Consider the following 22,745-nt stretch of genomic DNA (forward strand, 5'->3'; position numbering starts at 1 on the left):
CGGACCGCCCGGCCGGTCCGCACCGTGGGAATCAGTCCTCGACCGTGATGGCGGTCCGGGGGCACGACCTGGCCGCCTCCTCGACGAGCGTCCGCATCTCCTCCGGCGGCTCCTCGTCGAGTACGTACAGGAAGTCGTCGTCCCGGACCTCGAACACCTTGGGCGCGATGCCCATGCACACCGCGTTGCTCTCACACAGGTCGAAGTCCACGCTCACGCGCATGCCATGCCTCCTGGCCTCCAGTCCGCTCGGCGCCGGACCACCGTCGGCCCGGCACACCGCCGTCGCAGAACGTGTTCAGCCTAGTAAGCCGGGTGCGGGCGCGTGGGAGGACGACGGGTTCCGGCCACGGCGTCGCTACCGGCGCCCGGCACACTGTTTGGTTACAGTAAGGAATCATGCAATCACTTAACGTGACTGAACAGGTGTAGCCCCGCCCCGAGCGGGAACCCACAGGGAGGACGGCCGTACGGACCGCACATCCGTACGGCCGCCACCACCGCCGGCCGGCCGCGCACCGGCCGTATGTCAACCGCACACGTCACCCCCAGTCGCGACGACCGGGACCTTGCACATCGGGGGGTCCTGCGTCCGCCGCGCCCCCGTGGCCGTCCAGGCCGCCCGTGTGGTCACGCCCCACGCAGCAGCGGAGCCGCCTGGACGCGCGCTCGGGGCGCGCGGCCGGTCCGGTCCGATCGCGGCGCGTGCCGGCCGCGGCGCCCCGGCCAACCCCGGAGCGCCGCGGCCCGGCCGCAGTCGGCGCCGCCTCAGCGCGCGAAGGTATCGGTGGCGGTGACCAGCCGGTCCAGAATGCCCGGCTCGCTGAAGGCGTGGCCGGCGTCGTCCACCAGGTGGAACTCGGCCTGCGGCCAGGCGCGGTGCAGGTCCCAGGCCGTCTGCGGCGGGGTGCACACGTCGTAGCGGCCCTGCACGATGACGCCGGGGATGTCCTGGAGCTTGGCGGCGTCGCGGATCAACTGCTCCTCGGTGAAGAAGCCGCCATTGGCGAAGTAGTGGTTCTCGATCCGGGCGAAGGCCAGCGCGTAGCCCGGCTCGGCGTGCTGGGCCCGGATGTCGGCGTCGGGCAGCAGGGTGATCGTCGAACCCTCCCACACGCTCCAGGCCGTCGCCGCCTCCAGCCGCACGGCCGGGTCGGCGGAGTTCAGCCGCCGGTAGTAGGCGCCGATCAGGTCGTCGCGCTCGCTCTCGGGGATCGGGGCCAGGTAGTGCTCCCACAGGTCGGGGAACAGGTAGGACGCGCCCGACTGGTAGAACCAGCGCAGCTCCTGCTGGCGCAGGGTGAAGATGCCGCGCAGCACCAGCTCGCTCACCCGCTCCGGGTGCGTCTCGGCGTAGGCGAGCGCCAGCGCGCTCCCCCACGAGCCGCCGAAGACCAGCCACCGGTCGACCCCGGCCATCCGGCGCAGCCGCTCGATGTCGGCCACCAGGTGCCAGGTCGTGTTGGTAGTCAGGTCGGCGTCCGGACGGCTGGCGTGCGGAGTGCTGCGCCCGCAGCCGCGCTGGTCGAACAGCAGCACCCGGTAGCGCTCGGGGTCGAAGAGCCTGCGGTGCGCCGGGGAGCATCCGGCGCCCGGACCGCCGTGCAGGAAGACCGCGGGCTTGCCCGCGGGGTTGCCGCACAGCTCCCAATGGATCCGGTGGCCGTCACCCACGTCGAGGACACCCTGGTCGTAGGGCTGGATCGGCGGATAGAGAGAGCGCATTGACGGAACTTTCCAACATGGGGGCATCAGGGGACGACGATCGGCGGGGGCGTGTGATCGACTCCGCCAGCTTAGATAGTCCGAGGCCGAGGGTCAGCGCGGCACACGGTCCGCACCGGACGTGCCCCAATCGATGCGAAGTTCACCTCCGATGCGGAAGCCTTGCTGAGGCGTTACCGAACGGCGCCCGGGCGGGGCCGCGAGGCGCCGTCGGACGGCGTCTGGGCGGGCGCGGCGACGGCGATCGGGCGGCGCGGGGCGGACGGACGGGCGCCGGGTAACGTGGCGGTGTCCGGTCGGTGCCCCGACCCGGGTCCGGACCGCCATCGGGAGGTCGCGCGTGAGCCGTAGCTATGTGGTGACCGGCGGAGGCCGCGGGGTGGGCCGCGCGGTGGTGGAGCGGTTGCTCGCCGACGGCGGCGCCGTAGTCGCCATCGAGGCCGACCCGGCCGCGCTCACCTGGACCGCGGGCCACCCGGCCGGCGAGCGCGTCCTGCCCGTGGTCGGCGACGCCGCCGACGAGGCGACCGCCGCACGCGCCGCCGACCTGGCCGAGCGCGCCGCCCCGCTGGCGGGCTGGGTGAACAACGCGGCGGTGTTCCGCGACGCCTCCGTCCACACCGACCCCTCCGGCCTGGTGCTCGACCTGATCGGCCGCAACCTCGCCCCCGCCGTGGTGGGCTGCACCGTCGCCGTCCGGCGCTTCCTGGCCTCGGGCGCGGGCGGCGCGATCGTGAACGTCTCCTCCCACCAGGCCGCCCGCGCGGTGCCCGGCTGCCTGCCCTACGTCACCGCCAAGGCCGCCATCGAGGGCCTGACCCGCGCCCTCGCCGTCGAGTACGGCGCCAGGGGTGTCCGGGTGAACACGGTCGCCCTCGGCTCGATCCGCACCGAGCGCTACGAAGCCTTCCTGGTGGAGCAGGGCCCGGCCACGGCGGCCCGCATCGAGCGCCAGATGCGCGACCTCCACCCCGTCGGCCGGGTCGGCCGCACCGGCGAGGTCGCCGACGCCATCGCCTACCTGCTCTCCGACCGCGCCTCCTTCATCAGCGGCGCCACCGTCCCCGTCGACGGCGGCCGCTCCATCCTCGCCCGCGACCCCGAGGCCCACGAACCGGCGTAGCGGCCACCCGGCCGCTTCAGGCCGAGGGCCACTCGATGCCGGAGTCGTCGGCCTGTGCGGCATCCCCGGCCTGCTCGGCCTCACGGGCGGCGCGCTCGCGTTCGCAGATCCGCCGGTAATGGGCGGCCGACTCTCTGACCTCGGGATGGAGCGAAGTGTCGTCAGCCAGGGCGGTGAAGTACTCAAGTTCGCGGTCGTGACCGAAGGCCCAGATAGCGATGAGAGCTTGCTCCGTCTCACGCCATGGCAACCAAGGGATGAACGACCTGAGCAGCGCTACGAAACGCTTCTGATCCGGCACCAGCGCGGAGTCCATTGACGGGCCGCCCTCATCACGAAAGGCGGCCTTAAGCCAGCGTATGGCATCTCTGTTCATGCCGACCACCGTGCCGTAGACCCAGAACCGACTCAGGTCGTCCACGACGGCGTCAGGAGGTTCGGTCCACCGCTCACCGAACAGGAATTCCAAGTCGACTTCGCTCGACAGCCACTCCAGCACCGTCGCCCTATCCGCATCACGGAATGTCGGCATTCGCAGATCCAGGGCTTTGCGGAAAAAGAACCACGCCTCATAGAAATGATCGTTGAGCGCCGGATAGGGGCTGCCCTCATCATCGTCATCCCGGTCCTTCAGAGCGACCACATAAGCCAGGCCGTTCTCCAAGGCCACAAGGGCCATAGCACGCTGACTCGGCACGGCGGGAAGCCGCTGCAACTCCTCGCGCCGCCGATCTCCGTCCGACAGACACCATGGCGCGGGAAGTCGTCGCAGCACCTCTGAGAGAAGAAATCGGTTCACAGAAAATCCAGTCCATAGGGCCGCAGGAAATCGCGGGCGGCGTCCAAGGTCGGGAGATGCCTCGCGAACCATTCCCGAGGCGATTTCGCCTTGTGGTCAGATTCAAAGGCGCGAAGCGTCGCATCACGCAGGGCAGACAACCGGTCTGGCGAAAGCTCAATCTCATTGATTCTCATCGGAATGCTCTCAGCTATCAATCCGTTGACCGCAAAACTTTCCCAATCACTTCTATTCAACAGGCTGAACATTCCTGTCCACCCCGCATCAGTGGAGATGTGCATCTCTACCCGCCGCGCCGCAGGTTCGGCATCCCGCCACTCGACCATCCGCTCCAGTTGCTTCGGATCCTTCCGCAACTTGTCCGCAAGCGTCTGCGCCGTCGCCTTGACCTCGGCCAGGTTGATCACGCCGTCGGTGGTCACGTAGACCAGGTCGGCCTGGGGAACCGGCGCGATATCACCGAGGACCACGCCTCCGCCGAGGTCGATGCGCTCGCCTTCCCGGGCGTCCAGCGCGATTCTGCTGTCCTCGGCCAAGGTCTCACCTCCCAGTACGCGTGCCGCGGCGCGGAGTTCGGCTGCGGCGCCGATGGCGTGTGCGGGGTCGGTGCCGGCGAGTTGGCGCAGTATGCCGGTGAGGACGTCGTCGCGGCGGCGGGGCGATCCGGCCAGGCGGTCCGAGCGTTCCAGGTCGGCGAGGTCGCGGGCGGCCTGGTGGACGGGGATGTCGGTCCGGCGGCAGAGGGCGGCCGCGTCCGGGAGGGCGTTGAGGCGGTGCGCGGTGCGCGCGAGTACGGCCAGGTCCTCGCGGGTGCGGTGGTCCGGGGTGTCCGCTGGGCCGATGGTCGCGGCCCAGGTGTCCACCACGGTGTCGAGGTCGGTGCGGTCCGGGGCCAGGGGGTCGAGGGCGCTCGGGTCGTGTGCGGCGGCGTCGGCCTGGTCGGCGAGCCGGCGGAGCACGGTGCGGGCGTCGTCGGGCAGCCGGTCCCCGGGCGCTTCGCGCCGGGCGTCCCGGGTCTCGGCGGGGCGGTCGCCGCTCCCGGCCGTCCAGCGGTCCATCGCGCCCACGCGGCCCTCCAGACGCGCTCGCCGACGGCTCAGCGTACGTCGACGGACACGGGACGTGCACGCGCTTTCCGGCCGCGGTGCCGGGCGGTCGTTCGCCGGCCGCCGACCCTCACAAGCGGTCCAGCAGCTCCTTCTTCTTGCCCTCGAACTCCGTCTCGGTGATCAGGCCCTCGTCGCGGAGGCGGCCCAGTTCGCGGATGCGGGCGAAGGTGCGCTGGTCGTCGTCGGCGGTGGGCGGGTCGGCGACGCCGGCCGGGGCCGGCGTGGCGGCCGGCAGGGCCGCCGGGGCGGGCTCCGACTCGGCGGCGGGCAGGGCGCGCGGCTCCAAGTCGAGGCGGGCGGCGATGGCGGCGGCGACCAGCAGCAGGGACGCCTCCTGCTTCTTGCCCCAGCACAGCAGGGTGGTGAAGTCCTTGGCCTGCTTGACCGGGCCGCTCGGCGCCCCCTTGGGCACCAGGCGCAGGTAGCCGTAGTCGCCGCTGACGCCCGGCGCCCACACCACCCGGCTGAGGCCGGCGAGCGGGTACTCCTTGGAGCGCTGCCGCGCCTTGGCGCCGCTGGCGTGGGATCCGTTCCATTCCAGGGTGACGGCCGCGCCGTCGAAGGCCGCCACGCCCTCGGCCACCTGGACGTGCACCGGCACGGCCGGGGCGAGCAGTTCGCGCAGCCGCGCGGGCGACTCGGCGTCGGGGGTGAGTTCGGCGGCCGTTCTGACCTGGTCGGCGAAGTACTCGGCCGTCAGCTGCGAACCTGCGGTGCCCGACAGCAGGTAGGGGTCGGTGTCGGGGCGCAGCGCGCCGCCGGCCAGGGCGTAGGGGTCGAGGCCGGGCCGCAGCCGGAGCCGCAGCCGCCAGGCCCGGCGGCCGGAGGTGCGGAACTCCACCGCGCCGATGGCCTCGGCCGGTACCCGGGTCTGGCCGAGCGCGCGGTGCAGCGGGTTGGCCCGCCAGCCGGTGTCGTAGGTGATGTCCACCGACGCCCCGTCAAAGCGCCACGTGGCGTGGTTTCCGCGCAACTCGTCCATAGTGCCGACCAGTGTAGGCAGCGGCGCGCCGTGGACGGAGGTTCGGTTCCGCGCTGCCGGGGGAGGTCATCTAGGGCCGACCGCGGCGACGGCGTGCGCGGGCCGACGACCGTGCGCGCCTTGGGCGCACATCTTCGGAGGTAGGCCATGTCGAGCAGCACCGCATCCGCCGGCCGCGAGGCCACCGAGGCGTTCCGGACCGCCCGGGACCTGCTGCTGACGCACCGGGAGGATCCCGAGGGGGCGCGCCGCGCCTTCCACTGGCCGGTGCTGGACCGCTTCAACTGGGCGCTGGACTGGTTCGACGTGATCGCCGCCGAGCACCCCGACCGCCCGGCGCTGCGGGTGGTCGCGCTCGACGGCGCCGAGACCTCGCTGACGTACGGGGAGCTGTCGCGGCGGTCCTCGCAGGTGGCGAACTGGCTGCGCGCCCAGGGGGTGGACCGGGGCGAGCACATCCTGCTGCTGCTCGGCAACCAGGTGGAGCTGTGGGAGACCCTGCTGGCCGCCATCAAGCTGGGCGCCGTCGTCATCCCCGCCACCCCGCTGCTCACCGCCGACGACATCGCCGACCGGATCGAGCGCGGCAAGGTCGCCCACGTGGTGGCGGACGCCGCCGACACCGGCCGCTTCGACGGGATCGGCGGGCACTGGACCCGCGTCTCGGTCGGCCCCGCCGAGGGCTGGCTGTCCTACACCGACGCCTACCAGGTCGAGGAGCACTTCGAGCCGAGCGGGCCGACCCGCGCCACCGACCCGCTGCTGCTCTACTTCACCTCCGGCACCACCGCCGCGCCCAAGCTGGTCGAGCACACCCACGCCTCCTACCCCGTCGGGCACCTGTCCACGATGTACTGGATCGGGCTGCGCCCCGGCGACGTGCACCTCAACGTCTCCTCGCCCGGCTGGGCCAAGCATGCCTGGAGCAGCGTGTTCGCCCCCTGGAACGCGCAGGCGACGGTGCTGGTGGTCGACTACGGGCGCTTCTCTGCCGACGCCCTGCTCGACCGGGTCGTCTCGTGCGGCGCCGACACGCTGTGCGCGCCGCCGACCGTGTGGCGGATGCTGATCCAGGCCGACCTGTCGCGGTGGCGGGTGCCGCTGCGCGAGGCCGTGGCCGCGGGCGAGCCGCTGAACCCCGAGGTGATCGAGCAGGTCCGGCGCGCCTGGGGGCTGACCGTGCGCGACGGCTTCGGCCAGACCGAGACGACCGCCCAGATCGGCAACCCGCCGGGGCAGCCGGTGCGGCCCGGTTCGATGGGGCGCCCGCTGCCCGGCTACGAGGTCGCGCTGATCGACCCGGTCACCGGCGCGCAGGCGGACGAGGGCGAGATCTGCCTGCCGCTGGACCCGCGCCCGCTCGGCCTGACCACCGGCTACCGCGACAGCGCCGAGCGCACCGCCGCCGCGATGCGCGACGGCTTCTACCACACCGGCGACGTGGCGGTCCGCGACGCCGACGGCTACATCACCTACGTGGGCCGCACCGACGACGTGTTCAAGGCGTCGGACTACCGCATCTCGCCCTTCGAACTGGAGAGCGTGCTCATCCAGCACGAGGCGGTGGCCGAGGCGGCGGTGGTGCCCTCGCCCGACCCGCTGCGGCTGGCCGTGCCCAAGGCCTACGTCACGCTGGCGGCCGGGGTGGAGCCGGGCCACCGGGTGGCGCTGTCGATCCTGCGGCACGCCCGAGAGCGGCTGGCGCCCTACAAGCGGGTCCGGCGGGTCGAGTTCGCCGAGCTGCCCAAGACGGTCTCCGGCAAGATCCGCCGCGTGGAACTGCGCGGCCGCGAGCAGCACCGGCCGCCGGAGGCGACCGGCGAGGGCGCTCGCCTGCCGGGCGAGTTCTGGGAGGAGGACTTCCCCGACCTCAAGGGCTGAGCGCCGGGCACGGGGCGCCTCCCCGCCCTGGACCGGGCGCGGGGGCGCCGTCCGCGATGCGGCGTCGGAGCGGGCCGTGTCCGTTCTCCCCCGGTCGAACGCCGTTCCGGCCGTTCCCCGGCGAGCAGCGCCCCCGGGTCAGGTGAAGGATCCGACGGACGGATCCGGGCGGATCCGCGCCGATCGGTCGAGACGGATACCGATTCGAACGGACGGCGCCGGATCCGGTGCGGGCGAGGCGGTCCAGCCGCTGTGACCAGGGCTTAAGCGCCGCATGCCGTGCTCGTTCACCCCGCCGCCCTCGTTACGATGATTCCGGTGCCCCCTCCTGGGAACGTCGGGACGGGGACATCACGGACGGGTACGCCGCGCGGACCCGTCCGGCGATCGCAGAGGGGGAAGGCGCACCATGACGTCCGTGCGTCCGGTCATCGGCATCTCCAGCTACCTGGAGCGCGCACGCTGGTCGGACTGGGAGTACTCCGCCGCGCTGCTGCCGAGCGGCTACGTCGACGGAGTCGCCGCGGCGGGCGGTGTGCCGGTGCTGCTGCCCCCGGTGCCCGGCATGGGCGCGGCCGTGGAGCGACTGGACGGCCTGCTGCTGGCCGGCGGCGGTGACGTCGACCCCGCCCGCTACGGCGCCGAGCCCCATCCCGAGACCGACCGGGTGCAGCCCGAGCGCGACGACGCCGAACTGGCGCTGCTCGGCTCGGCACTGCGCGCCGGCCTGCCCGTACTCGGCGTCTGCCGGGGGATGCAGCTGCTCAACGTCGCCTTCGGCGGCACCCTGCACCAGCACCTGCCCGACCTCCTGTCCGCCGCGGCGGCCGCCGCCGACGGCCCCGGCGACGGCGCGGGCGCCGGCCTCGCCGAACTCGCCGACTCCCCCGGCGCGCCGCCCGCCGCCGTGTGCCACCGCGGCGAGCGGGGCGAGTTCAGCGAGCACCCCGTGCTGGTCGAGCCGGCCAGCCGGCTCGCCGCGGCGCTCGGCCGCACCGAGCTGGACGTACCCACCTACCACCACCAGGCCGTCGACCGCCTCGGCTCCGGGCTCGCCGCCGTCGCCTGGACGGCCGACGGGGTGGTCGAGGCGCTGGAGGCGGCCGCGTACCCGCGGCTGCTGGCCGTGCAGTGGCACCCGGAGCAGGGCGAGGACCCCAGCCTGTTCGCCTGGCTGGTGCAGGCCGCCGCCGATGCCCGGCTGGCCGGCGCGGCCCGCTCGGTGACCGCCGTCGCCTGAGGCGGCGCCGCGCTCACCCGGCCGCGCCCCGGCCCCCGCCGTCGCGGTCGGCCGGGCGGTCGTCGAGGTTCCAGCCGTAGCGGGCCAGCACGTGCGCCCGGATGGCGGGATCGTCGCGCGGCACCGGTTCCAGGAAGACCTCGTCCACCTCGGGGTGCTCGCGGCCCAGTTCCTCGGCGATGCGCACGCAGGCGCGCTCCAGCTCGGCCGAGCTCAGCGTGTCGCGGAAGTCCAGCCGGGCGCAGACCAGCACCTTGTCATGGCCGGTGGTCATGGTCACCAGGTCCACCAGCGCCTCCACCTCGGGCGCGTCCCGCAGCCGCCCGCCGATCGCCCGCACCAGCCGCGGATCGGCCTGGCTGCCGATCAGCAGGTTCCGGTTGATCCGCCCCAGCGCGAGCGCGACTAGGGTGAGCACCACCCCGATCAGCAGCGACGCGATCCCGTCCCAGACGGCCGAGCCGGTGAGCTGGTGCAGGCCGATCCCGCCGAGCGCCAGCAGCAGGCCCACCAGCGCCGCGGAGTCCTCCAGCAGCACCACCACGGACGGCGGGTCGTCGGTGTGCCGCACGTAGTCCAGCAGCCGCTGCCGGTGCTCGCGGGCGGCGCGGCCCGCGTCGCGCAGCGCCCGCACCCACGACACCGTCTCCAGCGCCATCGCCACCAGCAGCACCACATAGGCGACCAGCGGGTCCTCCTGCTCGCCCCGGCCGCCGGTCAGCGCCTCGAAACCCTGCAGGAACGCGAACAGCGCGCCCATGCCGAAGATCGTCACCGCCACCAGCAGCGACCAGAAGTACCGCTCCTTGCCGTAGCCGAAGGGGTGCCGCCGGTCGGCCGGGCGCGCGCTCAGCCGCAGCCCTTGCAGCAGCAGCACCTCGTTGCAGCTGTCGGCCACCGAGTGCGCCGCCTCGGCCGCCATCGCGGCCGAGCCGGTGATCACGGCCGCGACCGCCTTGGCCACCGCGATCCCCAGATTGGCCAGCAGCGCGACGATGACCGTCAGCCTGCTCTCGCCATCACCGCCGGACGCCTCTTCCCCTCGCGGCGGGACCGGCGCCGTCCCGCCCTCGGAACGCGTGTCCATGCCGCGCCCGCTGCCCCGCCGATCTGCGGGCACGCGCCCTCGGGGCCCGGTTGCGGGCCCCACTGACCGACCCGGCTACCGTTGGCGCGCATGAGCCCGCAGCCCTTTGACGTCGACGCCTTCCTCGCACGGCCGCTGACCGCCCGGGTCGCCACCGACGGACCCACCGTGCGCCCGGACTCCCTGCGCGCCAAGGACCTCGGTTACCGGTGTGACGGGAACCGACGCGGTCGGCGATGCCGTCCGACTCGACTCGATTCTCTGTACAGAAATCACGCCAGTATCGCCGTGCCTCCGCTAGCACTAGGGCATGACGACGATGCCGCTGACCGACGTGCGTAACCATCTGTCCGAACTGATCGACGAGGTCGCCCGCACGCACGAGAGAGTCACGATCACTCGGCATGGAGAACCGGCGGCCATCCTGGTCTCCCCAGACGACTTGGCCGCGCTGGAAGAGACCCTCGACGTACTGGCCGAGCCTGACCTGCTGCGGCAACTCGCCGAGTCGCGTTCCGCCATCGCCGCGGGAGACGTACTCGACGCTGGCGACCTGGCCGCCCTCATGGCCAAACGGAAGCGGTCGGGGTGAACTCAGCCGACAGGTACCGGCTCATCGTCACCGGCCCGGCCGCTCGCATGCTCGCAGCACGCCTTCCCGAGAAAGTGGCGTCCGCCGTCTACGAGTTCATTACGACCACGCTGCTGGACAGTCCGCACCGTGTGGGCAAGCGGCTGATGCTCTGCCTCCGTACGCGGGCACCCGGTCGGCACGCCGAGGCGCCTACCGCGTCTTGTATGAAATCGATGACGAGCAGATGACCGTCACCGCGATCGAGCACCGCGCCGACGTGTACCGCTCACGCTGACCGACGAGCGCCCTCGTGACCCGGGTCGGGGACCGCGCCCGCTCTCAGCACTCGATCACGTTCACCGCCAGGCCGCCCCGGCTGGTCTCCTTGTACTTGTCGAGCATGTCGCGGCCGGTCTCGCGCATGGTGGCGATGGCCTGGTCGAGGGAGACGAGGTGGCTGCCGTCGCCGCGCAGGGCGATGCGGGCGGCGCTGATGGCCTTGATCGAGGCGACGGCGTTGCGCTCGATGCACGGGACCTGGACGAGGCCGCCGACCGGGTCGCAGGTGAGGCCGAGGTTGTGCTCCATGGCGATCTCGGCGGCGTTCTCGACCCTGGCGGGGTCGCCGCCCAGTACCTCGGCCAGGCCGGCGGCGGCCATGGCCGAGGCGGAGCCCACCTCGCCCTGGCAGCCGACCTCCGCGCCGGAGATGGAGGCGTTGGTCTTGCACAGGATGCCGACGGCGGTCGCGGTGAGCAGGAAGCGCACCACGCCGTCGTCGCCGGCGCCCGGCACGAAGCGGGTGTAGTAGTGCAGGACGGCCGGGATGATGCCGGCCGCGCCGTTGGTGGGCGCGGTCACCACCCGGCCGCCCGCCGCGTTCTCCTCGTTGACGGCGAGCGCGTACAGGGTGACCCAGTCCATCACCCGAAGCGGGTCGTCGTGCCCGGCCATCAGGCCCGGGTCGGCGGTGGACAGCTGGCGGTGCAGGCCGGGCGCCCGGCGCGGTACGGCCAGGCCGCCGGGAAGGGTGCCCTCGGTCGCGCAGCCGCGCCGCACGCAGCCGCGCATCACCGCCCAGATCCGCAGCAGCCCGGCGCGGACCTCCGCCGCGCTCCGCCCGAGCGCCCGCTCGTTCGCCAGGACCACCCCGCTGATCGGCAGGCCCGACTGCCGGCACCGCTCCAGCAGCTCCGCGCCGCTGGCGAACGGGTACGGGAGCACCGGCGCGGACCGGCCGCCGGGGACGGGCGCGCCCGACGACCGCCCGGACGCCTCCTCCGGCCCGGCGCCGGCCGCCGCGTCCCCGGCCGCCCCGGGCTCCACATCCGCCGGGACGACGAAGCCGCCGCCCACGGAGTGGTAGGCGCGCACGGCGAGTTCGGTGCCGTCGGCGGCGGTGGCGGTGAAGCGGAGGCCGTTGGGGTGGCCGGGCAGCGGGCGGCCGCGGCGGAAGACGATGTGCTCGCGGGCGTCGAAGGCGACCGGTTGCCGGCCGAGCAGCGGCAGTACGCCTTCGGCGTGCACCCGCTCGACCAGGGCGGGCACCGCGTCGGGGTCGACATCCTCGGGTGTCTCACCGAGCAGGCCGAGCAGGACGGCGCGGTCGGTGCCGTGGCCGCGGCCGGTGTGCGCGAGGGAGCCGAACAGCTCGGCCCGCACGCCCGCGGTGCGCTCCAGCAGGTCGGAGTCGAGCAGCAGCCGCGCGAAGGTGCGCGCGGCCCGCATCGGGCCGACCGTGTGCGAGCTGGAGGGTCCGATGCCGACGGTGAACAGGTCGAAGGCGCTCAGCGGGGCCGCGGCGGGTACCGCCGCGGTCTGCGGGACGGGTGCGGGCGTCGGCACGGTGGGCCTCCGGTGGGCGTTCGCGGTGCCGCTCGGCGGCGGCCGGGGGTCTCCCGGCGCCGCCGGGGGCCGCGCACCCGCCCGGTGGTGCGGGCGGGTGCGCGCGGGCTCAGGGGCCGGTCACAGCCCCGGGTACAGCGGGTGCTTGGCGGTCAGCGCCGCCACCCGGCCGCGCAGCGCGGCGGCGTCGAACTCGGGCAGCAGCGCGGCGGCGACGATGTCGGACACCTCGGCGAAGTCGGCCTCGGTGAAGCCGCGGGTGGCCAGCGCCGGGGTGCCGATCCGCAGCCCCGAGGTGACCATCGGCGGACGCGGGTCGTTGGGGACCGCGTTGCGGTTCACCGTGATGCCGACCTCGTGCAGCCGGTCCTCGGCCTGGCGGCCGTCGAGCTGCGAGCCGACCAGGTCGACCAGGACGAGGTGCACGTCCGTGCCGCCGGTGAGGACCTTGACGCCCGCCTCGGCCATGTCGGCGCGGCCCAGCCGCTCGGCCAGGATGCGGGCGCCCGCCACGGTGCGCTGCTGGCGCTCGCGGAAGGCCGGCTCGCCGGCCTGCTTGAGCGCGACGGCCTTGGCCGCGATGACGTGCTCCAGCGGACCGCCCTGGAGACCGGGGAAGACCGCGGAGTTGATCTTTTTGCCGTACTCCTCGCGGGCCAGGATCAGCCCGCCGCGCGGCCCGCACAGCGTCTTGTGGGTGGTGGTGGTGACCACGTCGGCGAAGGGCACCGGGTTGGGGTGCAGCCCGGCCGCGACCAGGCCGGCGAAGTGCGCCATGTCCACCAGCAGCAGCGCGCCGACCTCGTCGGCGACGGCGCGGAAGGCGGCGAAGTCCAGCTGCCTGGGGTAGGCCGACCAGCCCGCCACGATCATCTTCGGCCGGTGCTCCTTGGCGAGTGCCGCCACCTCGTCCATGTCGACCAGGCCGTCGCTGTCGCGGACGTGGTAGGCGACCGCGTTGAGGACCTTGCCGGAGTAGTTCAGCCGCATGCCGTGGGTGAGGTGGCCGCCGTGCGCGAGGTCCAGGCCGAGGATGGTGTCGCCCGGCGACAGCAGCGCGAAGTACACGGCCGTGTTGGCCTGCGCGCCCGCGTGCGGCTGCACATTGGCGTGCTCGGCGCCGAACAGCGCCTTGGCGCGGTCGATGGCCAGCTGCTCGACCACGTCGACGTACTCGCAGCCGCCGTAGTAGCGGCGGCCCGGGTAGCCCTCGGCGTACTTGTTCGTCAGGACCGAGCCCTGCGCCTCCAGCACCGCCCGCGAGGTGAAGTTCTCGGAGGCGATCATCTCCAGCGTGTCGCGCTGCCGGCCCAGCTCGGCCGCGACGGCCGCCGCCACGTCCGGGTCCACCTCCGACAGTGTCGCGTCGTGGCCGCCGCCCAGCGGGTCGGTCATGGTGTCGCTCCCTCTCACTCGGAGTCCCCGCCGGTGATCTCGGCGTACTGCTCGGCCGTGAGCAGGTCGTCGGGGGCGGCGCTGAGGGAGACCTTGAACAGCCAGCCCTGGCCGTAGGGGTCGGAGCCGACCAGCTCGGGGTCGTCGACCGCGTTCTGGTTGATCTCGGCGACCTCGCCGCTGACCGGCGCGTAGACGTCGCTCACCGATTTGGTGGACTCCACCTCACCGCAGGTCTCGCCCGCCGTCACGGTGCTGCCCACCGCCGGCGGTTCGACGTAGACGATGTCGCCCAGCTGCTCGGCGGCGTAGGCGGTGATGCCCACGGTCGCCGTGTCGCCGGAGACCGCCACCCACTCGTGCTCGCTGGTGTAGCCCAGCTCGGCGGGGATCTTGGTATCCATGATGTGCTCCCGGTAAGTCTGGCACGGCGCCCGGCTGCCCGGGGCCGCTCCGCGGACGGTTCTGTTCGGGTCGGGGTCAGCGCTCGCGCCGGTAGAAGGGCAGCGGCACCAGGTCGACGGGCTCGGCGCGGCCGCGCACGTCGACGGCGAGGCCGTCGGCGCCCGGCTCCACGGGCAGGTCGGCCGCGATGTAGGCCATCGCGATCGGCCGGCCCAGGCTCGGCGAGGGGGCGCCGCTGGTGACCTCGCCGACCCGCCGGCCTTCGTACAGCACCGGGTGGCCGTGCCGGGGCGTGCGGCGGCCGCGCCCCGCCAGCCCGACCAGCCGGGCGGCCGGGCCGGACTCGGCGCGCAGCGCCAGGGCGTCGCGGCCGACGAAGTCGCCGGGCTTGTCCAGCCGGACGACCCGGCCCAGGCCCGCCTCGTACGGGGTGACCTCGCGGGTCAGCTCGTTGCCGTACAGCGGCATCCCGGCCTCCAGCCGCAGGGTGTCGCGGGCGGACAGCCCCGCGGGCACCAGCCCCTCGCCCGCGCCGGCCCGCGTCAGCGCCTCCCACAGCGGTTCGGCGTCGGCGGGGGCGCAGAACAGCTCGAAGCCGTCCTCGCCGGTGTAGCCGGTGCGGGCCAGCAGCACCGGGCGGCCGTCGACCTCGGCGCGGTGGCCCGCGTAGTAGCCGACGCCGTCCAGGTCGGTGGCGGTGAGCCCGGCCAGGATCGCCGCGGCCCTCGGGCCCTGCACGGCGAGCAGCGCGTGCTCGTCGGAGCGGTCGGCGACCTCGGCGGCGAAGCCGGCGGCGCGGTGCGCCAGCTCCTCGCGGACGGTCGCGGCATTGGCGGCGTTGGCCACCACCAGGTAGTCGTCCTCGGCGAGCCGGTAGACGATCAGGTCGTCGATGACGCCGCCGTCGGCGGCGGTGATCATCGTGTAGCGGGCCTTGCCCGGCTTCAGCGCGGACAGGTGGCCGACCAGCGCGTAGTCGAGCAGCTCGGCGGCCTGGGCGCCGGTGACGGCGATCTCGCCCATGTGGGAGAGGTCGAAGAGCCCGGCCGCCTCTCGGACGGCGCGGTGCTCGGCGGTCTCGCTGCCGTAGCGCAGCGGCATCGACCAGCCGGCGAAGTCGACCAGCTGGGCGCCCAGCCGCCGGTGCACGGCGTGCAGCGGAGTGGCCCGGGGGGACGGAGCGTCCGATGGCGTCGGGGTCATGGGAAGCGGCTCCTGGAGGACTCGGCGCGCGGTGCTGACGCCGCCATCCTCCCCCTCTGTCATCGGAGCCTGAGAGCTTCACGCGCGTCCCGGCGTGGCGGGACGGCGCTTGCACCTTCGGCGAGGGGCGTCGGACCCCTGCTTTCCAGAGCTGCCTCGTCCGCGCGGTCCAGCGGCCTGAGAGGTTCCGGGGAGGATTTGCTCCTTCGGCGGTCCGGGCTGGCGGCCCGGACACTCTCCCGCACGGGGTCGTCGGCTGCCCGCCAGCGTAGCAGCGCCGCCCGCCCGCTCCCAGGGGGTGCGCCCGTCCGGGTCCGGGGCGGCGCGCCCTACAGCATCACGCCGAGCAGCAGGGCGCCGATGGCGCTCAGGCCGCTGAGCGCGCCCCAGATCGCCTTGCCGCGGCGCGAGGAGACGTACATGTGCAGGAGTGCGGCGACACCTGAGAGCAGCACCACGGCGATCTTGATCTCCAGGATGCGGCGGTAGCCCTCGGCCACGTCGAAGCCGCCGACGGCCAGCAGGTTCCACACCCCGGTGACCAGCAGCACGGCGAAGGCCGTCCACGCCACGACGTTGAAGCGGCGGGCCGCCTCGCGCGGCGCGCCCTCGTGGCGGCGCAGCACCGGGAGCAGGAAGACGAGGGTCAGCTGGCCGCCGACCCAGACCGTGGCGGCCAGGACGTGCAGGAAGACGCGGATGATGTCCAGAGCGTGCATGCGCCCATTGTCCCGGCCCGCTCGCGCCGCCCGTCCCGGGGTGGGCGGCGGCGGGCGGCCGGGCTCAGCTCCGGTTCATCGGGAAGGTGACGGTGCCGTCGGAGTCCGGGCCGTGCCAGATGATGACCAGGCGGCCGCCGGTGAGGACGAGGTCGGCGCCGGTGTGGGTGGCGCAGGGCGGGTCGGTGTGGCCGGCTGTGGTGCTGTAGCCGTCGCCGGAGTCCCCGGAGAGGGTCAGCGTGATGGTGCACGAGCCGTCGGTGGCGGCCAGGGTGGCGGAGGTGGCGCCCTCGGCCAGCTCCATCGTGAAGTCGCGGGCCCCGGCCGCGGTCTGGCCGGCGCCCACCCAGGTGCCGACGTAGTCGCCGTCGAAGCCCCGGGAGGCCGTGCCGCTGCCCGCGCCCCTGGAGTCCTCTTCCTCTTCTTCCTCGACCTCGACGACGCTGGAGCCGGACACACTGGTCCCGCCGCCCAGGTCGGGGGCGGGGCTCCGCGAGGCCCCGCCGGTCGGCTCGCCGCCCGAGGCGGCGGCGGGCGAGGCGGGCGGCAGCTCCTGCCCGGCCTGCACCACCGGGCTGCCGCCCTCGGCGCCGCCCCCGGCGCCGAGGTAGTAGGCGCCGCCTCCGACGGCGGCGGCCAGCAGCAGCGTGCCGAGCACACCGGCCGCCACCGCCGCCGGCCGGCGCCGCCGGCGTCCGCCCGGCCCGTCGCTGGGCAGCGTGTCGGCCTCGCGGCCGGCGGGCTCGGGCTGCGCGGACGGGCCGGTGGGCGCGGCCGCCCCGGTGCCGCGGCCGGGCGGCAGCGGCGCGGGGCCGCCCGCGTCGGCGCGGGCCGGGGCGGCGGGCGGGAAGGCGGGGGGCGGAGCGGTCGGCGCCTCGGCGGCGACCGGCGCCGCGAGCACGGGCGTGGCGCCGCGGCGGCCGCGCAGCAGGGACATCAGCACGTCGTGCGAACTGGGCCGGGCGGCGGGGTCCTTGCTCAGGCAGGACGCCACCAGGGCGCGCAGCGGGCCGTCCAGTTCACCGAGGTCGGGCGCGGAGTGCATCACGTGGTGCATGACCGCGGGCAGGGAGTCGCCGGCGAAGGGGGCGCGGCCGGTGGCGGCGAAGACCATCACCGCGCCCCAGGAGTAGACGTCGGCGGCCGCTCCGACTGCGGCGTGCGGGGCCATCTGCTCGGGCGCCATGAAGGCCGGGGTGCCCACGATCGAGCCGGTGAAGGTGCCGCTGTCGGCGATCCTGGCGATTCCGAAGTCGATCACGCGCGGGCCGTCGGCGGCGATCAGCACATTGGCCGGCTTGAGGTCGCGGTGCACGATCCCGGCCTCGTGGATGGCGACCAGTGCGGTCGCCGTCGCCACCGCGAGCCGGTTCAGCGCCGCGCCCCGGCGCGGCCCGTCGGTCCGCACGGACTCGCTCAGCGAGGGGCCCGAGACGTACTCGCTGGCGATGTAGGGCGGGTCGTGGTCGAAGTCCGCCCGCACCACCTGCGCGGTGCAGAAGGACGCCACCCGCTGCGCCGCGGCCGCCTCGCGCACGAAGCGCTCGCGGTGACCGGGGTCGCGCATGCCCAGCGCGGACAGCACCTTGACCGCGACCTGCTCTCCGTCCGGGGCCTCGCCGAGGTAGGCCACGCCCTGGCCGCCCTGCCCGAGCCGGGCCAGGATGCGGAAGCCGCCCACCTCGCGCGGGTCTCCAACGAGCAGCGGCTGGCCGACAGACATGCGGAGGCTCCCGGGGGGATGGTGGGTGGTCAACGCGCATCGAGCCCTCCGGCCGGCGCGCCTACCAAACGAACCTACCGAAACCGGACGGTGGCCCGGTGGCCGGTCCGGAGAGTTCCCGGTGTCCGGAACAGGCCGAACAGCAGGTCGGCCGCCCGGCTCCCCGCCGCGGCGGCACCGCGGTCCTGCCACACTGACCGCATGAGCGCTGATGCCCGGGCGCGCCTCGACGCCCTCGACGAGAAGATCATCGCGCTGCTGGTGCGCGACGGCCGGGCCGGCTACGCCGCGATCGGCGCCCGGGTCGGCCTGTCGGCGCCCGCCGCCAAGCGGCGGGTCGACCGCCTGGTCGGCACCGGCGCCATCACCGGCTTCACCGCCGTGATCGACCAGGCCGTGCTCGGCTGGAGCACCGAGGCCTACGTGGAGCTGTACTGCTCGGGGCAGCCGGCGCCCTCCCTGCTGGCCCGCAGCCTGGCCGCCATCCCCGAGGTCGTGTCGGCCAGCACCGTCACCGGCGACGCCGACACCCTGCTGCGGGTACGCGCCGCCGACGTGCGCCACTTCGAACGGGTCCTGGAACGGCTGACCGCGCTGCCGTACGTCGAGCGCACCCGCACCACCCTGGTGCTCTCCCCCCTGTTCGAGCGCCCCGCCCCGGCCGCCGAGCCGCCGACGGGGTAGCCGCGGTCAGCCGGACGGCGGCTCGGCGCCGTTTTCTTCGGCTTCACGGGTGGCGCGCTCGTCTTGGCAGATCCGCCGATAGTGCTCAACCGACTCACGTACCTTGGAGTGGAGTGCCGGATCAGCCGCCAAGGCGGCGTGATGACAGCCACGCCACCACCGACACACGATCAGCATCCCGGAACGTCGGCATCCGCGTGGTCAGGTCCTTGCCGAAAAAGATCCACGCCTCGTCGAAAGGGTCATTGAGCGCAGGATAGGGATTCGGCTCGTCGTCGTCCTCATCAGGGCCGAGCGCCGCCATGAACGCCAGGGAGTGCTCCAAGGCGGCAAGCGCCACGCTCCGCTGGTCCGCCGTGGCCGACAAAGCCGTCAGCGCATCCCGCCGCTGGATCGAGTCCGACAGACTCCATGGCACCGGAAGCCCACGAAACACCTCAGGCAAGAGCGATCGGTTCACTCGATACCGCCCTCCTGGGCTTCACGGGCGGCGCGCTCGTCCTCGCAGATTTCGCGGTAGTGGGCGGCCTCCGCGCGGGTCTTGGGATGGAGAGCCGGGTCGTCGGCCAGCGCGGCGAAGTACTCCAGTTCGCGATCGTGACCGAGAGACCAGATGACGCCGATGGGTTGCATCGCCTCACGCCAGGGCAATCTAGGAATCGCCGACTTCAGCAGCGCCACGAAGCGCTCCCGGTCCCGCACCAGCGCTGGATCCTCCGATGGATCACCATCGCGGAAGGCGGCTTGGAGCCAGCGCACGGCGCTTGCACTCAACCCGATGGCTTTGCCATTGGCCCAGAGGCGGCTCAGGTCGTCCACGACGGCGTCAGGAGGCTCGGCCCACCGCTCACCGAACAGCAGCTCGGTGTCGATCGACGACAGCCACGCCACCACCGTCGCACGATCAGCATCACGAAACGTCGGCATCCGCGCCGTCAAGTCCCTGCCGAAGAAGACCCATGCCTCATCGAAATGATCATTGAGCGCGGGATACGAATTCATATCGTCATCCTCCGCATACGGGCCGAGCTGCACCGTATACGCCAAACCGCGTTCCAGAGCAGAAAGAGCCACAGCACGCTGATCCGGAGTGGCAGGCAGCCGTTCCAGTGCATCGCGCCGCTGAACCGGATCGGACAGACACCATGGCACTGGAAGCTCGCGCAGCACCTCAGGCAGAAGCATTCCATTCACAAGAAATCAACTCCATAAGGTCGCAGGAACTCACGCGCAGCACTCAATGTTGGCAAATTCTGCGCGAACCAGCCACCAGGTCCACCAGGAAATTCTCGTCCGTTGTCAACGTATGCACGGAAGGTGGCGTCGAAGATCACCTGCAACTCATCCGGCATGAGAACGCGCTCTTCGATGCACACCGGAATACCGTTGACGATCAACCTTTCGATCGCATATCTTTCCTCGCTCTCCGGACGCATCCGACTGAATACCCCGGTCCAACCATTTTCAGTGGCAATGTGAACCTCCACCCGTCTCATGTCCGGATCGGCCCCCCGCCACTCCAGCATCCGGTCCAACTGATCGGGATCCTTCCGCATCTTGTCCGCGAGCGTCTGAGCCGTCGCCTTGACCTCGGCCAGGTTGACGACGCGGTCAGCGGTGACGTACACGAGGTCGGCCTGGGGGACCGGGGCGATGTCGCCCAGGACCACTCCGTTGCCGAGGTCGATGCGCTCGCCCCTGCGGGCGTCCAGGGCGATCCTGCCGCCCTCGGCGAGTCTCGCGTCGCCCAGCAGGCGCCCGGCGGCGCGCAGTTCCGCCGCGGCGCCCACCGCGTGGGCGGTCTCGCCGCCGGCGAACTGCCGCAGCAGGCCGGTGAAGATGTCGTCGCGGCGGCGGGGGGAGCCGGCCAGGCGGTCCGAGCGCTCCAGGTTCGCGAGGTCGCGGGCCACCTGGTGGGCCGGGACATCGGACCTGCCGAACAGCGCGGCCGCATCGGGAAGGGCGCCCAGGCGGTGCGCGGTCCGCGCGACGACCGTCCAGTCCCCGCGGCTCTCGCAGTCAGGCGCTTCCGCTCCGTCGAGGCGCGCCGACCAGACGTCCACCACTGCGGCGAGGTCCGGGCCCTCCCCCACCGGACCACCGAAACTGCTCTGGTCGTCGGCCGACTCGACCTCGGCCGCGAGCCGACGGAACACCGCGCGGTCGTCGTCGGTCAACCGGGGTCCGGCCCCAATGCCGCTCCGGGGTTCCCCGGACTCAGCCGGATGATCACCGACAGGGAGGGTGTCCGCCGGATCTCCCGGACGGGCGCCGCCGCGCCGCGCGTCCGGAGCCGCCGCCGGACCGCCGCCGGCAGGCCCCCGGTCCGGCGCGTCGTCCGGACGGTCGCCGCCCTCACCCGTCCAGCGGTCCATCCCGCCCACGCGACCCTCCACCCACGCACACCGGCGAAGCTGAGCGTACAACCACGGCCACCCGGCGTATACGCGTTTTCGCCGTCCCGCGAGGCAGCCCGGGCGCCCGGCACGCACCCGCCGGAGGCCATGGGCACCGGCGGCCGTGGCACCCCCGCGGACGGGCGCAGGAGCCGCCGACTCGCGGCACGCATGCCGCCCGGCCGACGCGGTGGCGGCGCACTCCCCCACGGCCGCGGGTGCTGTCATGAGCCGACGCAAGGATCAGCCGCGAGATCAGTCAAAGACACAAGAAAAGAACGTGATCACGCAGGTATACGTGCTTGGTCAGCTGGACCTCGCGCTCATATCTTTCAGTTGTGACCACTCCTTCCGCGCCGGCCACCGCGCCGCCGGCCACCGCCCCGGCGCCCGCCGCTCCGGCGAGCGTCCGCCGTGCCCGCACGCGGCACTTCCTGATGTGCCCGCCGACCCACTTCCGGGTCGACTACGCCATCAACCCGTGGATGTCCACCGGCAGCCCCGTGGACGCTGCGCTGGCGCTGCGGCAGTGGGAGGGACTGCGCGCCGTCTACCAGGAGCTGGGTCACCGGGTCAGCGAACTGGTCCCCGACCCGGCGCTGCCCGACATGGTGTTCACCGCCAACGGCGCCGTCGTCCTGGACGGCGTCGCCTACCGGGCCCGGTTCCGGCACGCCGAGCGGGCCGCCGAGGCCGACGCGCACGCCGCCTGGCTGACCGCGTCGGGCTTCGAGGTGCGCGGCGGCGAGCGGATCAGCGAGGGCGAGGGCGACTTCGCGGTCACCGAGGGCGCCATCCTGGCGGGCACCGGTTTCCGCACCGAGCCCGGCGCGGCGCTGGAGGCCCAGGAGGTCTTCGGCCGCCCGGTGATCGGGCTGCGCCTGGTCGACCCGCGCTACTACCACCTCGACACGGCGCTGTTCGTGCTGGACGACGGCGCGGACGGCGGCCCGGCCGACATCGCCTACTACCCCGGTGCCTTCTCCGACGCCAGCCTGCGGGTGCTGCGCCGCCTCTTCCCCGACGCCCTGCTGGCCACCGAGGACGACGCGGCCGTGTTCGGCCTGAACGCCGTCAGCGACGGCCGCAACGTGGTGCTGCCCGCGCCGGCCGTGCGGCTCGCGGCGCGGCTGGCCGAGCGCGGCTACCACCCGGTCCCGGTCGACATGGGCGAGTTCGTGAAGGCGGGCGGCAGCGTCAAGTGCTGCACGCTGGAGGTGCGCGGCTGACGGGCCGCGCTCAGACCACCCTGCGGCGCGCCTCGGCGCGGGGCTCGGCCAGCCGGATGCGCACCTGTGCGGGCAGCCTGCGCAGCTCCATCGCGCCGCGCAGCCGCGCCAGGCCGTCATCGCGCAGCCGCTGCCAGACCTCGGCCACGTCGGCGTCCTCGTCCACCACCAGGTCCATCCGCACCCGGGGCGCCCGCTCGGCACCGATGAGCCGGGCGCGGGCCCGTTGGACCCCCGGGTAGCCGTCCGCCTCGCGCTCGACGGCATCGGTCGCCGCCGAGGACGGCAGCACGGTGCGGCCGCCGCCGGCGTCCGGCTCGACCTCGATCCGGCGCACCGACTCGGTGCGCGCCTGCACCAGCAGCCAGCGCAGCCCGAGCAGCGCCAGCACGACGCAGACCGCCGCAACCGCGTACCAGAACCAGGGCTGCGCGGCCAGCGCCCGCGCCTGCGGGCCGAGCACCGGGCGCGCGGCCCGCTCCGGGCCGAAGACGCCCAGGCCCAGCGCCAGGCCGGCGCCGCCCGCCGCGAGCAGCACCGCCCCGCCGAGTGCGAGACCCCACCTGTTCCCCCGTGCCGACCTGCGCAGCCTGCTCATCGAACGCTCTCCCTCGCCCGGCCCCGGC

General features: G+C 73.5%; 23 protein-coding genes, 1 pseudogene and 1 riboswitch. Of the genes and pseudogenes, 8 read left to right on the forward strand and 16 right to left on the reverse strand.

What is annotated here, in order from left to right; all coding sequences use genetic code 11:
- Positions 1-31 precede the first annotated feature (31 nt).
- A complete protein-coding gene (locus CLV72_RS27330; protein ID WP_106252055.1) occupies positions 32-223 on the reverse strand; it encodes a ferredoxin in 192 nt (63 codons plus the stop codon).
- A 545-nt stretch (positions 224-768) separates the two neighbouring features.
- Positions 769-1,725 (reverse strand): prolyl aminopeptidase, encoded by a 957-nt coding sequence (pip, locus tag CLV72_RS27335; RefSeq protein WP_106252056.1) that lies wholly within the window; start codon positions 1,723-1,725, stop codon positions 769-771.
- Between the two features lie 340 nt (positions 1,726-2,065).
- On the opposite strand from pip, the gene CLV72_RS27340 reads away from it, so the two are divergent.
- A complete protein-coding gene (locus CLV72_RS27340) occupies positions 2,066-2,848 on the forward strand; it encodes an SDR family NAD(P)-dependent oxidoreductase (protein ID WP_106252058.1) in 783 nt (260 codons plus the stop codon).
- A gap of 16 nt (positions 2,849-2,864) precedes the next feature.
- Here CLV72_RS27340 and CLV72_RS27345 read toward each other — a convergent pair whose 3' ends face one another.
- The 3 genes from CLV72_RS27345 to CLV72_RS27355 form a co-directional block, all read right to left on the reverse strand.
- Positions 2,865-3,518, reverse strand: a complete 654-nt coding sequence (locus CLV72_RS27345) for a hypothetical protein (protein ID WP_146159585.1) — start codon at positions 3,516-3,518, stop codon at positions 2,865-2,867.
- A 125-nt stretch (positions 3,519-3,643) separates the two neighbouring features.
- Positions 3,644-4,714: a hypothetical protein gene (locus tag CLV72_RS27350; RefSeq protein ID WP_106252063.1), complete on the reverse strand. Its 1,071-nt coding sequence runs from the start codon at positions 4,712-4,714 to the stop codon at positions 3,644-3,646.
- A gap of 109 nt (positions 4,715-4,823) precedes the next feature.
- On the reverse strand, positions 4,824-5,738 hold the full coding sequence (locus tag CLV72_RS27355) for a DUF4429 domain-containing protein (RefSeq protein ID WP_106252067.1): 915 nt from the start codon (positions 5,736-5,738) through the stop codon (positions 4,824-4,826).
- Positions 5,739-5,885: 147 nt separating this feature from the next.
- Here CLV72_RS27355 and CLV72_RS27360 point away from each other — a divergent pair, with 147 nt between their 5' ends.
- Together CLV72_RS27360 and CLV72_RS27365 are read left to right on the forward strand one after the other, a co-directional pair.
- Positions 5,886-7,619 carry an AMP-binding protein gene (locus CLV72_RS27360; RefSeq protein WP_106252069.1) on the forward strand — a complete coding sequence of 578 codons (1,734 nt, stop codon included), beginning with the start codon at positions 5,886-5,888 and terminating at the stop codon, positions 7,617-7,619.
- Positions 7,620-8,028: 409 nt separating this feature from the next.
- Positions 8,029-8,859, forward strand: a complete 831-nt coding sequence (locus CLV72_RS27365; RefSeq protein ID WP_106252072.1) for a gamma-glutamyl-gamma-aminobutyrate hydrolase family protein — start codon at positions 8,029-8,031, stop codon at positions 8,857-8,859.
- Positions 8,860-8,872: 13 nt separating this feature from the next.
- Here CLV72_RS27365 and CLV72_RS27370 read toward each other — a convergent pair whose 3' ends face one another.
- Positions 8,873-9,946: a cation diffusion facilitator family transporter gene (locus CLV72_RS27370; RefSeq protein WP_106252075.1), complete on the reverse strand. Its 1,074-nt coding sequence runs from the start codon at positions 9,944-9,946 to the stop codon at positions 8,873-8,875.
- Between the two features lie 90 nt (positions 9,947-10,036).
- Here CLV72_RS27370 and CLV72_RS34010 point away from each other — a divergent pair.
- The 3 genes and pseudogenes from CLV72_RS34010 to CLV72_RS34015 form a co-directional block, all read left to right on the forward strand.
- Positions 10,037-10,123, forward strand: a pseudogene (locus tag CLV72_RS34010) (pyridoxamine 5'-phosphate oxidase family protein); the annotation flags it as partial.
- 133 nt (positions 10,124-10,256) lie between these two features.
- Entirely contained in the window at positions 10,257-10,538 is a 282-nt protein-coding gene (locus tag CLV72_RS27380) for a type II toxin-antitoxin system Phd/YefM family antitoxin (protein WP_106252077.1), read from the forward strand.
- A complete protein-coding gene (locus CLV72_RS34015) occupies positions 10,492-10,815 on the forward strand; it encodes a type II toxin-antitoxin system RelE family toxin (RefSeq protein ID WP_425428130.1) in 324 nt (107 codons plus the stop codon). The genes CLV72_RS27380 and CLV72_RS34015 overlap by 47 nt, the downstream gene beginning before the upstream one ends.
- Positions 10,816-10,859: 44 nt before the next feature.
- Here CLV72_RS34015 and CLV72_RS27390 read toward each other — a convergent pair whose 3' ends face one another.
- From CLV72_RS27390 to CLV72_RS32960, 6 genes are all read right to left on the reverse strand, one after another.
- Complete coding sequence (locus CLV72_RS27390; protein WP_170141134.1) at positions 10,860-12,365, reverse strand: L-serine ammonia-lyase; 1,506 nt, start codon at positions 12,363-12,365, stop codon at positions 10,860-10,862.
- A gap of 120 nt (positions 12,366-12,485) precedes the next feature.
- Positions 12,486-13,760: a serine hydroxymethyltransferase gene (gene glyA, locus CLV72_RS27395; protein ID WP_106252080.1), complete on the reverse strand. Its 1,275-nt coding sequence runs from the start codon at positions 13,758-13,760 to the stop codon at positions 12,486-12,488.
- 14 nt (positions 13,761-13,774) lie between these two features.
- Positions 13,775-14,164 carry a glycine cleavage system protein GcvH gene (gene gcvH / locus CLV72_RS27400; RefSeq protein WP_106252082.1) on the reverse strand — a complete coding sequence of 130 codons (390 nt, stop codon included), beginning with the start codon at positions 14,162-14,164 and terminating at the stop codon, positions 13,775-13,777.
- A gap of 76 nt (positions 14,165-14,240) precedes the next feature.
- Positions 14,241-15,368 carry a glycine cleavage system aminomethyltransferase GcvT gene (gene gcvT, locus CLV72_RS27405; RefSeq protein WP_106252085.1) on the reverse strand — a complete coding sequence of 376 codons (1,128 nt, stop codon included), beginning with the start codon at positions 15,366-15,368 and terminating at the stop codon, positions 14,241-14,243.
- Between the two features lie 155 nt (positions 15,369-15,523).
- Positions 15,524-15,620: riboswitch (glycine riboswitch) on the reverse strand.
- A gap of 77 nt (positions 15,621-15,697) precedes the next feature.
- Positions 15,698-16,087, reverse strand: coding sequence for a hypothetical protein (locus tag CLV72_RS27410; RefSeq protein ID WP_106252088.1), 390 nt, complete (start codon positions 16,085-16,087; stop codon positions 15,698-15,700).
- A gap of 64 nt (positions 16,088-16,151) precedes the next feature.
- Positions 16,152-17,810 (reverse strand): serine/threonine-protein kinase, encoded by a 1,659-nt coding sequence (locus CLV72_RS32960; protein WP_211303133.1) that lies wholly within the window; start codon positions 17,808-17,810, stop codon positions 16,152-16,154.
- Positions 17,811-18,011: 201 nt separating this feature from the next.
- On the opposite strand from CLV72_RS32960, the gene CLV72_RS27420 reads away from it, so the two are divergent.
- Positions 18,012-18,494 carry an Lrp/AsnC family transcriptional regulator gene (locus tag CLV72_RS27420; protein WP_106252090.1) on the forward strand — a complete coding sequence of 161 codons (483 nt, stop codon included), beginning with the start codon at positions 18,012-18,014 and terminating at the stop codon, positions 18,492-18,494.
- Positions 18,495-18,615: 121 nt separating this feature from the next.
- Here the strand turns inward: CLV72_RS27420 and CLV72_RS27425 are convergent, their stop codons facing one another.
- The 3 genes from CLV72_RS27425 to CLV72_RS27435 are packed head-to-tail and all read right to left on the reverse strand — an operon-like array spanning position 18,616 to position 20,671.
- Positions 18,616-18,954 carry a hypothetical protein gene (locus CLV72_RS27425; protein WP_106252092.1) on the reverse strand — a complete coding sequence of 113 codons (339 nt, stop codon included), beginning with the start codon at positions 18,952-18,954 and terminating at the stop codon, positions 18,616-18,618.
- Complete coding sequence (locus CLV72_RS27430; protein WP_146159587.1) at positions 18,951-19,679, reverse strand: hypothetical protein; 729 nt, start codon at positions 19,677-19,679, stop codon at positions 18,951-18,953. The genes CLV72_RS27425 and CLV72_RS27430 overlap by 4 nt, the downstream gene beginning before the upstream one ends.
- A 5-nt stretch (positions 19,680-19,684) precedes the next feature.
- A complete protein-coding gene (locus tag CLV72_RS27435) occupies positions 19,685-20,671 on the reverse strand; it encodes a hypothetical protein (protein WP_106252097.1) in 987 nt (328 codons plus the stop codon).
- Between the two features lie 557 nt (positions 20,672-21,228).
- Between CLV72_RS27435 and ddaH the strand changes: the two genes are divergently transcribed.
- Positions 21,229-22,119: a dimethylargininase gene (gene ddaH / locus CLV72_RS27440; RefSeq protein WP_342755693.1), complete on the forward strand. Its 891-nt coding sequence runs from the start codon at positions 21,229-21,231 to the stop codon at positions 22,117-22,119.
- 10 nt (positions 22,120-22,129) lie between these two features.
- Here the strand turns inward: ddaH and amaP are convergent, their stop codons facing one another.
- Positions 22,130-22,717: an alkaline shock response membrane anchor protein AmaP gene (gene amaP, locus CLV72_RS27445; protein WP_106252099.1), complete on the reverse strand. Its 588-nt coding sequence runs from the start codon at positions 22,715-22,717 to the stop codon at positions 22,130-22,132.
- Positions 22,718-22,745: the final 28 nt, after the last annotated feature.

It is taken from the genome of Allonocardiopsis opalescens, assembly GCF_003002095.1.
GTDB classification, from domain to species: Bacteria; Actinomycetota; Actinomycetes; order Streptosporangiales; family Streptosporangiaceae; genus Allonocardiopsis; species Allonocardiopsis opalescens.

Coding starts and splice junctions, on each gene's coding strand:
- CLV72_RS27430 (WP_146159587.1), bottom strand. CDS start 19,679: ATGCTTCTGCCTGAGGTGCTGCGCGAGCTTCCAGTGCCATGGTGTCTG.
- CLV72_RS32960 (WP_211303133.1), bottom strand. CDS start 17,810: ATGTCTGTCGGCCAGCCGCTGCTCGTTGGAGACCCGCGCGAGGTGGGC.
- glyA (WP_106252080.1), bottom strand. CDS start 13,760: ATGACCGACCCGCTGGGCGGCGGCCACGACGCGACACTGTCGGAGGTG.
- CLV72_RS27365 (WP_106252072.1), top strand. CDS start 8,029: ATGACGTCCGTGCGTCCGGTCATCGGCATCTCCAGCTACCTGGAGCGC.
- CLV72_RS27410 (WP_106252088.1), bottom strand. CDS start 16,087: ATGCACGCTCTGGACATCATCCGCGTCTTCCTGCACGTCCTGGCCGCC.
- gcvH (WP_106252082.1), bottom strand. CDS start 14,164: ATGGATACCAAGATCCCCGCCGAGCTGGGCTACACCAGCGAGCACGAG.
- amaP (WP_106252099.1), bottom strand. CDS start 22,717: ATGAGCAGGCTGCGCAGGTCGGCACGGGGGAACAGGTGGGGTCTCGCA.
- gcvT (WP_106252085.1), bottom strand. CDS start 15,368: ATGACCCCGACGCCATCGGACGCTCCGTCCCCCCGGGCCACTCCGCTG.
- CLV72_RS27330 (WP_106252055.1), bottom strand. CDS start 223: ATGCGCGTGAGCGTGGACTTCGACCTGTGTGAGAGCAACGCGGTGTGC.
- pip (WP_106252056.1), bottom strand. CDS start 1,725: ATGCGCTCTCTCTATCCGCCGATCCAGCCCTACGACCAGGGTGTCCTC.
- CLV72_RS27355 (WP_106252067.1), bottom strand. CDS start 5,738: ATGGACGAGTTGCGCGGAAACCACGCCACGTGGCGCTTTGACGGGGCG.
- CLV72_RS27360 (WP_106252069.1), top strand. CDS start 5,886: ATGTCGAGCAGCACCGCATCCGCCGGCCGCGAGGCCACCGAGGCGTTC.
- CLV72_RS27370 (WP_106252075.1), bottom strand. CDS start 9,946: ATGGACACGCGTTCCGAGGGCGGGACGGCGCCGGTCCCGCCGCGAGGG.
- CLV72_RS27380 (WP_106252077.1), top strand. CDS start 10,257: ATGACGACGATGCCGCTGACCGACGTGCGTAACCATCTGTCCGAACTG.
- CLV72_RS27420 (WP_106252090.1), top strand. CDS start 18,012: ATGAGCGCTGATGCCCGGGCGCGCCTCGACGCCCTCGACGAGAAGATC.